This is a genomic window from Bacillus sp. FSL W8-0629 (genome assembly GCF_038593225.1).
GTDB lineage: Bacteria > Bacillota > Bacilli > Bacillales > Bacillaceae > Bacillus > Bacillus altitudinis.
Window position 1 is genome coordinate 3,274,260 of the sequence record NZ_CP151975.1, and the last position, 15,807, is coordinate 3,290,066.

General features: G+C 35.6%; 11 protein-coding genes and 1 pseudogene. 2 read left to right on the forward strand and 10 right to left on the reverse strand.

The window, feature by feature from the left end; translation table 11 throughout:
• From tagH to tagD, 10 genes and pseudogenes are all read right to left on the reverse strand, one after another.
• Nucleotides 1-1,599 (reverse strand): teichoic acids export ABC transporter ATP-binding subunit TagH, encoded by a 1,599-nt coding sequence (gene tagH / locus NSQ17_RS17010; protein ID WP_342467619.1) that lies wholly within the window; start codon nucleotides 1,597-1,599, stop codon nucleotides 1-3.
• 19 nt (nucleotides 1,600-1,618) lie between these two features.
• On the reverse strand, nucleotides 1,619-2,458 hold the full coding sequence (locus tag NSQ17_RS17015) for an ABC transporter permease (protein WP_025208081.1): 840 nt from the start codon (nucleotides 2,456-2,458) through the stop codon (nucleotides 1,619-1,621).
• 248 nt (nucleotides 2,459-2,706) lie between these two features.
• Nucleotides 2,707-5,406, reverse strand: a complete 2,700-nt coding sequence (locus NSQ17_RS17020; protein ID WP_342467620.1) for a glycosyltransferase — start codon at nucleotides 5,404-5,406, stop codon at nucleotides 2,707-2,709.
• Nucleotides 5,407-5,411: 5 nt separating this feature from the next.
• Nucleotides 5,412-6,152, reverse strand: coding sequence for a hypothetical protein (locus tag NSQ17_RS17025; RefSeq protein ID WP_041507855.1), 741 nt, complete (start codon nucleotides 6,150-6,152; stop codon nucleotides 5,412-5,414).
• Between the two features lie 54 nt (nucleotides 6,153-6,206).
• On the reverse strand, nucleotides 6,207-7,484 hold the full coding sequence (locus NSQ17_RS17030) for a nucleotide sugar dehydrogenase (RefSeq protein WP_242731123.1): 1,278 nt from the start codon (nucleotides 7,482-7,484) through the stop codon (nucleotides 6,207-6,209).
• A gap of 14 nt (nucleotides 7,485-7,498) precedes the next feature.
• Nucleotides 7,499-8,788: a glycosyltransferase gene (locus tag NSQ17_RS17035; protein ID WP_178929836.1), complete on the reverse strand. Its 1,290-nt coding sequence runs from the start codon at nucleotides 8,786-8,788 to the stop codon at nucleotides 7,499-7,501.
• Complete coding sequence (locus NSQ17_RS17040) at nucleotides 8,785-9,999, reverse strand: glycosyltransferase family 4 protein (RefSeq protein ID WP_178929835.1); 1,215 nt, start codon at nucleotides 9,997-9,999, stop codon at nucleotides 8,785-8,787. Before NSQ17_RS17040 ends, NSQ17_RS17035 begins: the two co-directional genes overlap by 4 nt.
• A 286-nt stretch (nucleotides 10,000-10,285) precedes the next feature.
• Nucleotides 10,286-11,434 (reverse strand): annotated as a pseudogene (locus tag NSQ17_RS17045) (CDP-glycerol glycerophosphotransferase family protein); the annotation flags it as partial.
• Nucleotides 11,435-11,509: 75 nt separating this feature from the next.
• On the reverse strand, nucleotides 11,510-12,979 hold the full coding sequence (locus NSQ17_RS17050) for an alpha-glucosyltransferase N-terminal domain-containing protein (RefSeq protein ID WP_342467621.1): 1,470 nt from the start codon (nucleotides 12,977-12,979) through the stop codon (nucleotides 11,510-11,512).
• Between the two features lie 95 nt (nucleotides 12,980-13,074).
• On the reverse strand, nucleotides 13,075-13,464 hold the full coding sequence (gene tagD, locus NSQ17_RS17055) for a glycerol-3-phosphate cytidylyltransferase (RefSeq protein WP_008343212.1): 390 nt from the start codon (nucleotides 13,462-13,464) through the stop codon (nucleotides 13,075-13,077).
• A 370-nt stretch (nucleotides 13,465-13,834) separates the two neighbouring features.
• Between tagD and NSQ17_RS17060 the strand changes: the two genes are divergently transcribed.
• Together NSQ17_RS17060 and NSQ17_RS17065 are read left to right on the forward strand one after the other, a co-directional pair.
• The gene (locus tag NSQ17_RS17060) at nucleotides 13,835-14,605 is read left to right on the forward strand and encodes a WecB/TagA/CpsF family glycosyltransferase (protein WP_045033965.1); all 771 of its coding nucleotides are present in this window, start codon (nucleotides 13,835-13,837) and stop codon (nucleotides 14,603-14,605) included.
• Between the two features lie 11 nt (nucleotides 14,606-14,616).
• Nucleotides 14,617-15,804: a CDP-glycerol glycerophosphotransferase family protein gene (locus tag NSQ17_RS17065; protein ID WP_138279077.1), complete on the forward strand. Its 1,188-nt coding sequence runs from the start codon at nucleotides 14,617-14,619 to the stop codon at nucleotides 15,802-15,804.
• Nucleotides 15,805-15,807: the final 3 nt, after the last annotated feature.

Consider the following 15,807-nt stretch of genomic DNA (forward strand, 5'->3'; position numbering starts at 1 on the left):
TTATTTGCTCGCTGAAACAGTCAGCGTATGCTGTTCATTATCGATAACAAATAGATGATTTTCGCCTTTTACTGCGAATTTCGTTTGTTTTTCATTCATCCAGACATTTTGTTCTGTCAGCCCAAGTGTTGAAGGAGAGATGGGCATGATCTCGTGGAACACCATCGTATCTGCCTGGCCATTTTCAATCACATAATCGGTTTTCTCAGTGGTCAGCCGCTCAATGGTATCGCCTTGTTCACTTTTGACCGAGCTAAGCGTCTGCATTCTTTGCTTCAGCACAGACTCTTCTTTTCCAAGAAAAGAAAGTAAGTACTCATACGAACCTGCAGATGCAGGTGATACATAAGAATTAAACTGACCTGGTCCGATGGATAATGGCTTCAATTTATCCGTCGTCTTAAAGGCTTTCGGCTCCACAAAATAAGTTCCTGCTGCTGTTTTAATTTGAACGTTTTTTTTATTTTCACCTATAGCCTGTACTTCTTGTCCAAACGACAACGAGACGTCTGCCTTTTCCTTCATGGCTTGGTCTTTATAGACTGTTAATGGATCTTCCACAACAATACCTTGTTGATCAACCTTTTTTAAAGACGTATCCTTCGGCTGAGAACTTGTGGACTGGGGCACTTCTGTTTTATTTAACGTAATGGCCCCAAAGGTGGCCAGCGTTCGAAGTGGGCGATCTGAAAACATCGAAAGAGCAAGTAAAATCGTCAAGATTGTAACAAAGGTCACTTGAAATGCAGGACCAAAAAATGAACGTTTCTCTCCTCTATCTTTATAACGAGTGACTTTTTCTGCCTTGTGTACTCCTTTTCGAGCTTCCTTCTGTTCCATGTGATATTCTTGTTTCTCTTTCTTAGAAAGCTTGTTAAACCAATTCACAAACCCTTTGTATTCTTCTACGACCTTATCCGTAGCATCAAACATACGAAGCTCGCCATAATGCATCCATGCAACTCGGTCGCAAATTTTTTGAATTTGACCAATGGAGTGACTAACAAAAAAGATCGTCTTTCCTTGCTCTTTAAATTCTGTAATGCGATCCACACATTTTTGATAGAAGGTTTGATCTCCTACAGACAGTGCTTCATCAATAATGAGGATATCTGGATCAATATGTGCTGATATGGCAAAGCCCAGACGGGATTTCATTCCGCTTGAATAGCTCTTTACAGGCTGATCAATAAAGTCTCCAATATCCGCAAACTCTACGATTTTTTCATAAAGATCGTCAATTTCCTTATTTGTCAGACCCATCATTAAGCATTTTAAACGAATGTTGTCTTTCCCGCTTAACTGATTGTTCAACCCTGCTGATATGGCAATTAACGAAGGCTGGCCGTCCATATCAATCTCACCGCTTGTCGGAGGAATGATTTTCGCTAGAAGGTTCGACATGGTCGATTTTCCAGACCCATTGATCCCAACAAAACCAATTGTCTCACCCTCATATACATCAAAGGAAACGTTACGAACAGCAAAGAAACCTTTATTGTTTTTATTCGGAAAAAACAGCCCTTTGATTTTATCTGACTGCTTTTTATATAGAAAATACTGCTTGGATACGTTTCGAAACGAAACCTTTAGTTTCATCGTATAATCTCCTTACTTTTTAAAGAAAATCGACAAATTTATCCCTAAATTTCAAATGAAGCAATGAACCAACTATTAAAAGAAGAAGTGTAATCAGCCAAAAATAAAGCGTATATTTGACATCTTGAAAAAACCAATCTCCTTTAATAAAACTTTTCCTAAATCCATCAATAATATAATATAAGGGATTTAATTTTAGGGTAGTCGCAATCCATTCATACTTACCCGTGAATTTATCTCCAATATCCCATAAGATAGGCAGCAAAAACATGAGTAATCTTGTCAAGGATTGCAACAGTTGTTGATAATCTCGAACAAGAACACTAATCGTTGAATTAAACAGACTGAAAGCGAACATAAACGCAATCATACAGATAAAATAATAAATATATTGAATCCAGTGGATATCAGGATAGATGCCATTTGCTATGAGCATAATCACATAAATAACCATCATTAAAAAGTAGCTGAATAAATTAGAAGTGATGACTACTGAAGGCAAAGCACTAATAGGGAAATTCATCTTAGATACTAAGTTTATGCGTTTAAAAACACTATTCGCACCCTCTGTAATCGTCGAACTAATAAAAAACCATGGAATTAAACCTGCTAACATCCAAATAAGAAAGGGTATACTTACGTGAGAACCGTCTGCCATTTCTGCGGTTCTTCCGGCCCCTCTAAGACCTAAACCGAACACAAACCAATAAGCCATAATTTGAATTAGTGGGTTCAATAATTGCCACAGAACGCCCAAATAATTCAATTGGTATTTTGATTTGGTTTCATATACAGCTAACCTTAAAATTAATGGCATTGAACCAAACTGCTCTTTTAGAATTTTATACAATGCATTCACTCTAATCTTCCTTAATTTTAATTGAATAGAATAGACTTTAAATTGATAAAAGCACCGCTCATAATTGTAACAGAAAAATTCCTTCTTTTCATCTTTCGCCTTATACAAAGTCTTCACATTTAAATGACGAATATGTCAAAATACTTTTTTCATTAAAGTAAATATTGACTTAAGCGACGTAATTCCCAAACCGTTTTTGGTGTTTTGCAAAGAACGAAACGCCTTATGTTATCCATAAGGCGTTAGAATTAATCTTTTTCTTTTAGAAACTCTATTATGTTATCATTTTTCCATTTCATACCTTCGTATAAATTCAAAATGCCTTTTAATATATCTCTTGCTTCACTTTTGTCATACTGATGAATAAGGCTGAACTTTTTCAAATACCAATTCTCTACGTATTTCTCTAACTTTTTCTTCTTATAAGCTGCTAAAAGGTTTTCTTCCTTTAACCATTCAATTCTTTCTTTTTCTAATATAAAGTACTTTTCAAAAAAGCTCTTATCGATTCGATTGATTGAAGAGTTCTCAACCATAGCATAATAAATATGGATAGGTGTGTTTAACACCTTGAAAGACTTCGCTTTTAACAACATTTTTTGGAAAAATAGTGTATCTTGGCCAAGTGCTCCTTCTACCATTCTCAGTTCATTTTTTATCAACAAGTCTCTCTTTACAATTAAAGCTTGTATACTCATTGCTTTAAATGCAACATTTATTAAAAAGTCCGAATGCGGTCCTTGCCTGTGATCTACTCCATCATTAAGGGACATCATATTAGGGTAGTAAGTGAATACTTCCTTTTTATCAGAAAGCCTTATCATATTACCAATAAACAGATCATGTTCTTCAGATAAAGTAGCATCTAAGAGTTCTTTATATCCATCTGTAATTGCTTCGTTATCTGGATCTAGATATGTTACCCAATCCGCTGTCACAAGTTCCAGCCCTTTATTTCTAGGTCGAGAGGCGCTACCACTTCCACCCTTTGGATACAAATACGATTTGACATTCTCGAAATCTTTATCAAGGGCCTGTACAATATGATCTGTTATATTATCAGTCGACCCATCATCCACTAAAATAATCTCCATTTTTTCAAATATAGAGCTTCTTTGAAGACTTTGGAAACATTTATATAATAGATGTCTGCCATTATTATAAACAGGGATAATAACAGATAATAAATATTCTTGAGTTGGTTCATTATCCATGATTTCACGTACATTCACTGATAATTCCAAAGGATCAACACTATATCCATTGGAAATAGAGGTATTTGAACTCTTTTCAATATCTCCCCAGGTGAATGACTTTCTCCAATAAACAGTCCTAAACCGGTCTTCTATTCTTTCAACATAATTATGCTCTACACCAGTCGTAAACTCACCATTATACTCATAAGTATCTTTTGTAATATAGTCACAACGTGTATATTTGAATGCATTTATCATATCTTCTAAATAAAATTGTCCATACTCATATTTATTGCTAAAACACGCAATGACGTCATAGTTATTATACATCTCTTCCGACATTTCATCTTGAGATATAAGTGTCTTATCAGGATAGGACTGTTTATTAAACATTTCAATCACATGTTCATTTAGGTTCTCTGCTACAACAAGGACTTTTCGATTTAGATGTCCTATATGATCATTATTAACTATTTGTATCAATTCGTTTACCCTATGGAAAGCCGTTTCGGATTTTAAAACGGTTCGAACACCTTCCATTTGAATTTGATACTTTTCTTTTTTAGTCAATTTAAGCAAATATTGTTTCAACTCTTCACTAGTATTCACTAAAAACACATTAGGAAATTTGCTGTTAATTCCCACACTATAGTTTGAAATGACAATAGTTCCTGTTGCTTGTAACTCATATACGCGATTTGCAAACATCGTCTTGCTATATTTTACTGAATTCAAGTTTAAAGTGAAATCATATAACTTGTGTATTTTTTGAAGCGTTTCATGGTCTGTTGATTCAACAATAAAAGGTACATATTTTTTTGGATAAAAATGGCGCTCCAATTTCAAGAAGAAGTTCCGATCAATAATAGTCAAATCTTTCTCGGCATTAAGCACACCTTCAAATAACTCTTGAGTATCCTCTTGTCGATATGGATACTTTTGATACCAAGACCCAGCGAATAGAATATCATCCCTTCTATTCATTCTGGTTCCTATAGGATTATGATACAACGGGTTTACAGCGAACTCTAGTACATCGTATGACCTGGCATTCGGACAATCTTTTCTGTAATCTTCTAGAACTTCACTACATGTTGTAAAGATATGATCTGCTTGTTGAGCTAAGTCAATATACTGCTCGTAGTTAACTGGATCTTCTTTAGAGTAGAATATTACAGGAATACTTTTACTCTTATAAAGCTCGATAATCGCATTTATTTCGTCTCGTACCTTTTTAATTTTAGGATTGCCGAGCCCTTTCCACTTACCATCTAATCCTTTCCAAGCAGTTGATACTAGGAATAGATCAATTCTTCCTGCCTCTTCTTCAAAATTATCTTGATTGATATAAATAAAATTGGCTGCATCTTTTAGGCTTTTGTACAAAAATTCATCTGCGATAATTCCAATTGTGACTTGACTCTTCTGAAAAAATCTCGTTCCATTGCTAGAAGGCAAAACATTTATTTGAGATTTTATGGATTCATAATACCCTTTTTTGTGATTCTTTTTTAAATATTGAAGGTACTCTTTTTTCCTTTGGTTTTCAACTGTCTGAGTCTTTTGAGTTTGTATATCTACCAAGGTCTCCGGCACATGGAAATTAGGTATATTTTCCAGCCTTTTTTCAAGCTCGTTAAAATCTTGATTCTCTTCGAAGGCTTTTAACATTTGCTTAAAATAAGAAAGTTCCTGATTAGCAGTCGTTCTTTTCTTTTGGTTTACTAATAACTGTTTTTGAAATTTCCCCATCAAATTCACCTATTCTTTCTTTTTCGAGATTTATATCTCCAGTAAGCTAGTGTCAACCTACCTAATTTTGATGAGGATAGAGCTGCATAACGTCTTTTTATTAGGTCCAGTTCTTTTTCAGTCTTCTTAGCTTGTTCTAGTACTTTTTTCTCGTTTGTAATTAGATTTAATTTTTCTTGTTTTGCTTCTACTAATTTTTTTAGCAGGCTAGCAGTTACATCCCTACTTTGATTTTGTTCAGTGTCATCGGATTTCTTCAGCCGATCCAAAACCTTCAACAGACTTTCAGCAAAATCAATCTCATTAGAGTTTGTAGTAGGAATTGCTATAAAGCCTGTCCATAAAGGTCTGATGACTTGTTCAATTCGAAAATTCTTTTTATGCATATAAAGCATCAATGATACTATTGACTTTACTTGCACAGAATTTTGATCATGGTTAATCCAAAACAACATAACACCATCATTATTTAGAAATGGTAACACATCATCGACTAACCGATTTACATCAGACATAAATTCAGTCGCATTACCTAACACAATTGTGTCTATTTTGTCTGGCTGATTGGACAAAGTACTGAATTCAATGATTTCTTTACCGATAAAGGATAAATATTTTTCACCCTCTTCTTGTAAACCAAATTGAAAAAAGACTCTTTTTCCCCTAGTGTTTGTTAATAACCATTTATCTGGTTGTTCCGTACTTTCTTTAAATACATTGAAAATTTCTGTTGAAGGTATATCCATTACTGCTCCTTTCTAAGAAAATCTAAGCTTTACATTCACCAAGGAAAAGCAGATTTAAACCAAGGCTTCTTCTTTTTTTATTTCAGAAGAGAGATTTCCAAAATTAATATAAGTGAACTGTTCATGTCGGTTTTGCAGAACATTTTTTGTGTCAAAAATCATTTTATTTTTCATGCCATCAAGTCTTTCAAAATCAAATTCTTTAAACTCTTGATGATCGGTTAGAATCAAAATTAAATCAGATTGTTGAACAGCTTCTTCTAAGTTTTTAATGACAAACTCCTCATCCACATGCGGATCATATGCATCGATTTCATATTTATTCTGATTTTTTAATAAATGATAGATTTCCATTGCTGGACTTTCTCGAATATCATCGACATTACCTTTGTACGTAAGTCCAAAAATAGTCACCTTATTTCCTTCTACTTTTTGCATAAGTTTCTCAACATTTTCGACAACATAGTATGGCATAGATGTATTAATTGAGCGTGATAAGTTAATCATTTTCGCTGTTTCAGGGGCCTTCGCTACAATAAAATACGGGTCTACTGCTAAACAATGTCCGCCGACACCAGGTCCAGGTGTATGCAGGTTAACACGTGGATGCTTATTGGCCATTTCAATGACATCTAGCGCATTAATGTCTAGATCATTACATACTTTGGTAAGTTCATTTGCAAGTGCTATGTTAACATCTCTAAATGTATTTTCCATTAGTTTAGACATTTCAGCGGTTTTGGCATTTGTTCTAATAATTTCACCTTGAACAAACGTTTCGTATACTTTTGCTCCCGCCTCTGTACAAGCTTCTGTAATCCCGCCAACGATCCGGTTATTAAAGATTAGTTCATGAAGAATCTGACCCGGCAGAACTCTTTCCGGACAATGTACTAGATATAGATCTTCACCAATAACGTAACCCTTTTCTTCGAATAATGGTTTAATCACATCATCCATGCTTCTTGGACCAATAGTAGATTCGATAATTACAACATTCCCTTTTTTCAGGAATGGAATTACTTTCTCAACAGCGCTCTCTACGTACGTTAAATCACATGATTTATACATGTCATCACGGTTCGGTGTAGGAACAGCGATGATAAAGACATCTGCTTCCTCTGGTGTTAAAGAAGCTTTAAATTTTTCAAGTTTAATAACTTCAGTCAAAGCGTCTTGGAGACCTGGCTCCTCTATGTGAATCGTTCCACTATTTAAAGAGTCTATCACACTCGGTTTCACATCTACTCCTACGACCTTAACACCATGTTTCGCAAACATAATTGAAGTTGGCAGACCAATATACCCCAAACCTACTGTACAAAGTTTCATTATTTTTACTCTCCTTATGATTGAATTTGTCCATAAACATTTAAAAGTGATTTTTTTTCTTGTTCCCAATTGTACTTAAGCCTTGCCTGCTGACAATTCTCACTGTACTGACGACGCAATTCAGGATTTAAAACTAACTTGTTTACACCCGCTGCGATTGAAATCGGATCGTGAGAGTCAACGACTACTCCAATATTTTCACTGGAAACAACTTTCTTAATTTCTGGAAAGTCACATGCTATGACAGGCACACCCGCCATAATATATTCAAATAGTTTATTTGAAGAGGCTGAATAATGGTTGAAGCACACATTATTCAATACCTGAAAACCTAAATAAGCATTTTTTGTATACCTAGGGAGATCTTCCAAAGGCACCTTTGGTAAAAATTTCACTCGATCAGTGAGCTTCATGTCTTCCGTTAATTGCATGAGGCTTTCTTTAATTCGGCCATCTCCAATAAAGACGAGGATGCCTTCTTCAAAATTAGGTGCTGCCTTAACTAAATTTTCTAAACCTCTACCAGTTTGAATTCCACCTTGATACAACAGGATTTTTTCATCCTTGGAAATGTTTAAAATCTCATGCAAATCTATTTTCTCTATCTCTTTTTTTTGATCGAACGGATAGTTATGGACAACTTTTGGGTAAAAACCATAGAGGTCTTCGTTGTATTTGGCTCTCGTGTGATTTTCGACTATCATTTGATCAACAAACTTTAAAAGGAAAGATTCCATCTTCCCATATAGTTTGCTATCATACCCAGTCCTGCTTGTTTGAACTTCATGTGAATCATAGATGAGTTTTTTTCTGTTAAAAAGTTTAAACTTTGCACAAATAACACCCTGTGGTAAAGTATTTAAATCATTAGAATGATAGATATCATAATTTTTATTCCATCCTTTTACAATCATTCTTAAAAAGATACTTGATCTAATGATTAATGTTCTTACCTTTTTAAGAAGTAAGGATGAAAAAAGGATTGTGAAAGCGATCGTTATAATTGGTAAATAAAAAACACCCGCAACCCACACTAGTAATAGAAGAAGTAGAAGATACTTTTTCTTCTTTAGCAAAGTCAGCATAGACTGAAATAAAACTAACCATCGAGGGTACCTTTTAACTCGGTGGACACGAAATCTTTCATTGATTTCCTCATATGTCTTTAATCCAGGCATTGATGGATCGTGGATACAAATTAGATCGACATCAGATCCGTCTTCTGACAATGCTGTACATTCTCTCAAAACTCTGGCATCGTTGGTAAAGTGGTTCCATACAAACATACATATATTTTTTTTCATGCTTCATTAACCTTTTTTATAGTATTTTTTATTACTTTATCTAAAATCATAATATTATTATCCCATAAAAAATTCTTTTCAATAAAGTTCTCGCAATTTGTTTTCATTTCTTGAACCAACTCCGGATGATGATACAAGCGTAAAATAAGAGAAACCATTTCGTCACTCGTTTTTGTTTTAGCTACTAAACCTACATTTTCTTGCTCAATTAAATTTTTTGAATATCCAGAAAGTGAAGCCACTACAGGTAACTGGCAGCTCAAGTAATCTATAATACGTCCTGGCAAAACCGTTTCAAAGATGACTGAACGATTAAGCGTTGCTATACCAATATCACAATTTGCCATCATTTTGAGACACTCTTTTCTTGATACTGGATCAATAAATTCAACGTGTTTCAATTCTTTTTCAATGATATATCTCTCTAATTCTTTCTTATTGACTCCATAACCTAGGATCATAAATCTGATATGATAACCCTTTAAACTAGTAACAATATCACGAAAGACATGCACATCTTGAGCAAGACCTAAATTTCCTGCGAACACTACTTTAAACTCTTTCCTCGTGTTTTTTACTGAAATTTCTGGCAGTTCTTCACGCCTTGCAGAGTTTGGTATGAACGTTAATTTAGCTTCTTGCTCCTGTAAATGCTTTTGAAAACCTTGGCTGTTAATGATGATATGATCTGATTTTGAATAGACAAATTTTTCTGCAAGTTTAAAAAAACCGATGATCATGGGATTTTTGAATATCCCCACTCCTTTTAAAGAGTCTGGCCACAAGTCTCTTATGTCTAAAATCATTTTTGTCTTATATCTAAATTTAGCAATAATTCCAGCAAAGGCAACAAAAATCGGGGGAGTTGTAACATAAATTAGATCATATTTATTTTTATCCTTAAAAATAAATATGATCATCCTAAGCATTATTTCTAGATAATAGAAAAGTCTATTCAAAAAGTTAAAAGCATATTTTTTGTTTTTTACTTTCACTCTTATAAATCTTTCATTCTGACTATTTAATTCTTCTTCGTCCCAAAGGTCATGAGAATCATAGAAATTTTTTTCTGGATAAGTTGGATCCGTTGTTAAAACTTTCACATCGTATCCTTTTCTGTGCAGCATCAAAAATATATTCTTGAGTCTATTACCAGCGCTACCTATTTCAGGGTAGAAATTTTGAGAAATTAATAAAATCCTTTTTGACAATCAAATCCCCTGCACTTTCAATTGACAATCGATATTGGTAAACACAACATATTTAAACAATTTTTTAACTATAACAACAATTATAGGTTTATGCTTCCTTAAAAACAACATCTTTTTGATTCTAAAGACTTTAAATCTTTTAATTTTCAACAAATTTCGCTAAAAAAGTTTTATTTTTTTAGAGAGATTTTGTCATTTACAGGCTTAAAGATCTAAAACTAAAGTTACAAAAAGGGCATAAATCCGGTAAACATACAATGAAAGTATGTTACCTGATTTATGCCCTTCATCTTTTTTCCTTATTCAGAATGGTCTCTACGACTCGCTTAGATGATTCTCCGTTCTCCAAGTAGCAAAATTTTTCATAAAATGATGCGAATGAAGCTGGTAATGTAAAGGTCGATTTCTCTGTCTCTCTTATCCAGTCAATTACACTTACTGTTTCTTTCACAAGCGGACCAGGTGCTTCTTGTTCAAAGTCAAAATAGAACCCTCTTAGTTTGTCGCGATACGTTTCGATGTCTGGAACATAGAACAGCATTGGACGCCTAAGGTTTGCATAATCAAAGAACACGGAAGAGTAATCTGTCAAGAGTAGGTCAGAAATCATATAAAGGTCTCGAATGTCTTCGTAATGGGAGAAGTCATAAGCAAAGCCTTCATATGGTCCGAGATCAAAGTTTTCCGCTACTAAATAGTGCATACGAAGGATGATGATATATTCTTCTCCGATAGATGACCTCAACTCATGCAGATCAAGATCCAATTCAAATTTGTACTTTCCAATTGTATAATATTGATCGTCTCTCCAAGTCGGTGCATAGAGGATGATTTTTTTATCAAGAGGCAGGTTCATCTTTTGCTTCAGCGCTCTTATCGTTCCTTCATTATTCTGATTGTACAGAAAATCATTTCTTGGATACCCTGATTCAATCATGGTCTGTTGAAATTGGAACGCACGTGTAAAGATCTCAGTCGAGTATGCATTAGGAGATATAAGACAATCCCATTTCGATGCTTCTTTCGTGAAATTCTTTTTATATTTCTTCGTGTTTGCTCCAGGAATATGAACTTCGTCCATATCCACAGCCAGTCGTTTTAAAGGCGTCCCGTGCCATGTTTGCAAGTAAGTTGTGTGGCCTGGTTTTGGAATCCATAGCGGCAAACGGCTGTTTACAACCCAATACTCGGCTCTTGCCATTGCAAGAATCCATTTAAACGACAGACGATGAATATAATAGATGCCCTTTTCTTTAAACGGTGCTTCATACCCTTTTTTTACGCTCCAAATCAACGTATAGTCAGGGTGATTTTCTTTCATATACTCAAAAATAGCACGCGGGTTACAGCTGAATTGTTTTCCATTAAAGCTTTCAAAAATAACCGTTTTCTTTTTTGGCTGCAGTTTACTGACACCCAAAAACAAGAGTTTAAAAACGATGATATATAAAATTGTAACGATTTTTTTCATTTTCATTCACATGCTTTCACAAAGAATACAGTTCGTTCTTTAATTGATCTTCCAAGAATAGTAACCATTTTTCGTTTGGTAAGACCACCCATCTATTGACGAAGGTTTGTTGGTGAGCAGTTCTTCTTCCACTTCTAAACGCTGTAGTACCTCTTGACGATGTGTTTTTGACTTGCTTCGGATGTAAAAATCGACATGTTTCGTTTGATTGAGTTCGATCTGTTTCTTTGTTTGAAAATGACCAATCGGGAAAATCACTTGTTGATTTTCGTTGATGGTTTGAGAAATAATTTCAGCACCATTGACTCGATCAAATCCTGCAAAATCTATTTCTACCTGATCCGCGATGTTCATTTCGCCTTCCATCTCAAGCTGCAGATGAAGGACATGATGCTCAGAGCTTACATCACGCAACATCCATCTTGTATGTTCCACGACACTTCTTAGTTCTTCTTTAAGTACTCGATTATCAAGCATATTCTGAAGAGCTGCTCCCCAAGAAGTACCATCATCCTGTGGCAATAGATAAAAGGAAGGTTGTTCCCCTAAAACGTTTTCGACATCTTCCTTATGTTTCGGATGACAAAAGAAAATAGCATCTACTTGCTGCTTCCTGATTTGTTTAAATAGTTCTTCATAATGAGTGTGCAATTGACGGGGATTTTCCTCGTAGTGTGCGTCATGCACAAAAGCAGCATAAAATACTGAATCGGATTTTTCCATTTTAAACAGATCGTGATCTATCTCTCGATCTTCTGCAATCATCAATTTCATGCGTTCATTTTTAGTTTGAATATCAGATAGCCATTGCTGTACGATATCGGATTTTTTCACAAATGTGGTGATGCCTGTCTTCTTGTACCAATTAATATGCCTTACTGTATTCTTCTTGGCACTTCCAGAATATATGGTTTCCATGTAGATACTTCTATCATCTCTTATGAATTCTTCCAGAAAAGGGACACCCTTATGCGGAACATAGTGAAGTACTCTTCGTAAAGCGCCATGTATATCGTATTCTTCCCGTTTCATCAATTGCTGTTCTTCATTAAATTGATCTATATACAGAATGGGGGAAGAAGGTAGTTCGTATCTTGTCACTTGAACGGTTGAATTGTCCTCAGATATAACGACTTCATTAATCGATTCCGATACGGTACCTGTAATAAACTCCGAATAAACCCTTTTACTCCCGCTCTCCGGTAAAATATAGTGTTCAAATACATTCAAGATGGAAATTTGAGGGTGGACATTCTTCTCCAGGCTTCGAATATGCCCCTTTACATTTACATCAAAATTCAAAGTTAAGATGGTAGCTCGTTTATTCTTCTCAGCCAATGATTTTAATCTTAAGTTTAATGAATCCGTTAAGGTGTTGTCCTGTTTTGGCACATCCCCCATAATAAAGTAGTAGTCCATGTCAGGAATTTCAACCGATTTCATTGTTTCATTTAGTTCAGGTTGATCCAATGTGTGTTCACCTTTTTTCTTCATCCAATTTTGAAACACAGGAAGCTCTCCTTATAAAAATGATCACTTGCTATTGTATTTTACATGAAAAAGCACTTCTCACCAAAAGATAAGAAGTACTTTTTTTCAATCTATTATAGTCCAGCAATTTCTTCCTTAATTTGTGTTGTCGAAATACCTTCTGTTCTCTTCAAGTAAACGACTTCGCAGTGCTCTTTCAAGAAATCAAATTTACCTTCCCAGTCATCCCCCATAACAAACACATCAATGTCATGTTCTTGTACGTCTCGGACTTTTTGATCCCAGCTGTTCTCTGGAATGACTTCATCTACATAACGAATGGTTTCTAAAATCAGCTTGCGATGCTCGTAGCTATGATAAGCCTTTTTTGATTTTTGTAAATTAAACTCATCTGTAGAGATGGCCACTACTAAGTAATCTCCAAGCTGTTTTGCACGCTCTAGCAGCTTGATATGCCCCCAGTGTAATAAATCAAATGTACCGTAAGTAATAACTTTCTTCATTGCAAACATAAACTCCTTTCTTCATCCTTATTCGACTGCTTCAAGCAGTAATGTTTATCCGTAATCCTATTCTCATCGGTCATGTTTTTTCGCTCTTCGGAACCTCATTATATCATAATGCCTAAAAAACGTTAAGAAAATGTAAAGACAAACTATTTCCAATTTAATGGATGAAATAGTAGAACTGCGTCAATACAGTATTTCAACGTTTTTAGAGACTAGTTGTTTATTAAAATGTCATGAAATTAAAAGGATTGTAAAGTTATTGTTAATATTTCATGGAGCAACTGTGATAAAATGATCTGTAGGTTAAGAATGAATTTACAATGATCGTACAATAGATAACAAAAAGAAAAAGGGGGTTTATACAGTGGAAACAGAAGTGGTCTCTAACCTTTCTTATGTAAATGGCGACTTAGACGAATTTATTAGTTATATGAACCAACACCACCTTTCTCAGCGAAGAGGCGCAATGATTGCAACGGTAAATCCAGAAATAGGCTATGCAACTATGAAGGATCATGCATATCATAAAGTCATCTCTTCTGCAGACTATGTCTTACCTGATGGTGTAGGTGTTGTCTTGATGTCACGTCTTATAAACCATCCGTTGAAATCAAGAATTGCAGGCTTTGAGGTCTTCATGTCTATGCTTGATCTCGCAAACAAGCAATCTAAAAGTATCTTTTTATATGGTGCGAAAAAAGAAGTGCTTGAGGCTGTCAAACAGCGAATTGATACGGAATATCCGAATGTGGTGATTGCAGGCAGCTGTGATGGTTATCAAGCGGATAAACGGTTTGTGGCAAAACAAATTGCTCGTTCAAAAGCAGATATGGTGTTTGTTGCTTTAGGTTATCCAAACCAAGAGAACTTTATTTATGAATACCGTCATTTGTTCCCGCAAGCTGTTTGCATCGGTTTAGGCGGAAGCTTTGATGTATTTAGCGGAACGGTGAAGCGTGCACCACGCTGGATGATTAAAACAAATACGGAATGGCTGTACAGACTCATTGTCAATCCGTGGAGATGGAAACGAATGCTGAATATCCCAAAGTACGCTTTTGCCGTATTAAAAGAAAACAAAGGGAAAAAGCGCTACTATCCTGAGCAAGTAAAAGATCAGACGAAGCAGCTGTGAGAGACTGATACATGATGAATATACGCTCAATGATCATCTCATGCTATGCAGCTTTTGTTTCTTTTGCTGGATGGCTCATGAGCGGCGTGAAACCTCGTGACAATCAGGTGACGCTGCTTGTTTCATTCCAAGAGAATGCAGCTGCTCTCATCGATACTTATCAAAAACAGGCGAATATGACAATGAAGCTCACTGTCCTCTATACGAAGCATGCTTCCGTGATAGAAAAGGACGTGCCTCATGTGTCATTTCGCTATTTTCATGAAAAAAATCCCATCCATCTCATTCAATGTATCTATACGATGCTAAAAAGCAAAGTCGTCGTCACAGATAATTATTTTCTGATGACAAGTGTGCTAAGAAATAGACCTTCTACCACTTGTATTCAAGTGTGGCACGCCAATGGTGCTTTGAAAAAGTTCGGTCTTGAAGATGCTTCAAATCATCACCGTAGTTCTCGTGATCTGCAGCGTTTCAAGCGCGTCTATGCGTCTTTCGATTATATCGTTACTGGCTCAGATCACATGCGCGAGATTTTCAAAACTTCATTTGGCGTCAACGACGATCGTTTTTTGCCAACAGGTGTCCCCTTCACAGATGCGTACTATGATGAGCGCCCTATTTCCTTTCAAACGGGTATTTTTCCAAAAGGCAAAAAAGTGCTGCTGTATGCGCCGACCTACCGGGACTTTGCAATGAACGGTCTTGTCTTACCTTTTTCTAAAGAACAATTGCAGAGTGAGCTGAATGGCGACTATATTCTGCTCGTCAAACTTCATCCTGCGGTGAAACATTTAGCCAAAGCAGAAACAGATGGTGAGTGGATCTTTGATGTGTCCGATCAGCCGCTCTTTCCATTGCTCTCTGTATGCGATGTCCTGATTACAGATTATTCGTCCATTGTGTTTGAATATGCGCTGCTCCGAAAGCCTGTTTTGTTCTTCACTTACGATCTAGAGACTTATCGCACAAAACGCGGCTTAGTCGAACGTTATGAAGATATCATTCCAGGAAAAGCTTGCGTCACTCAAGATATGCTCTTAACGGAGCTTAAGCAGCTAAACGAATCAGCCAATCAAGACTTATTGAAAACCTTTGCTGAGGAATGGAACCAATATTCAAAAGGGAAATCAAGTCAGCAGCTTCTTTCCTTTATTGAACATCAGCTCTTACACAAAAAACGTCCGGCTTCTCATTAAGAA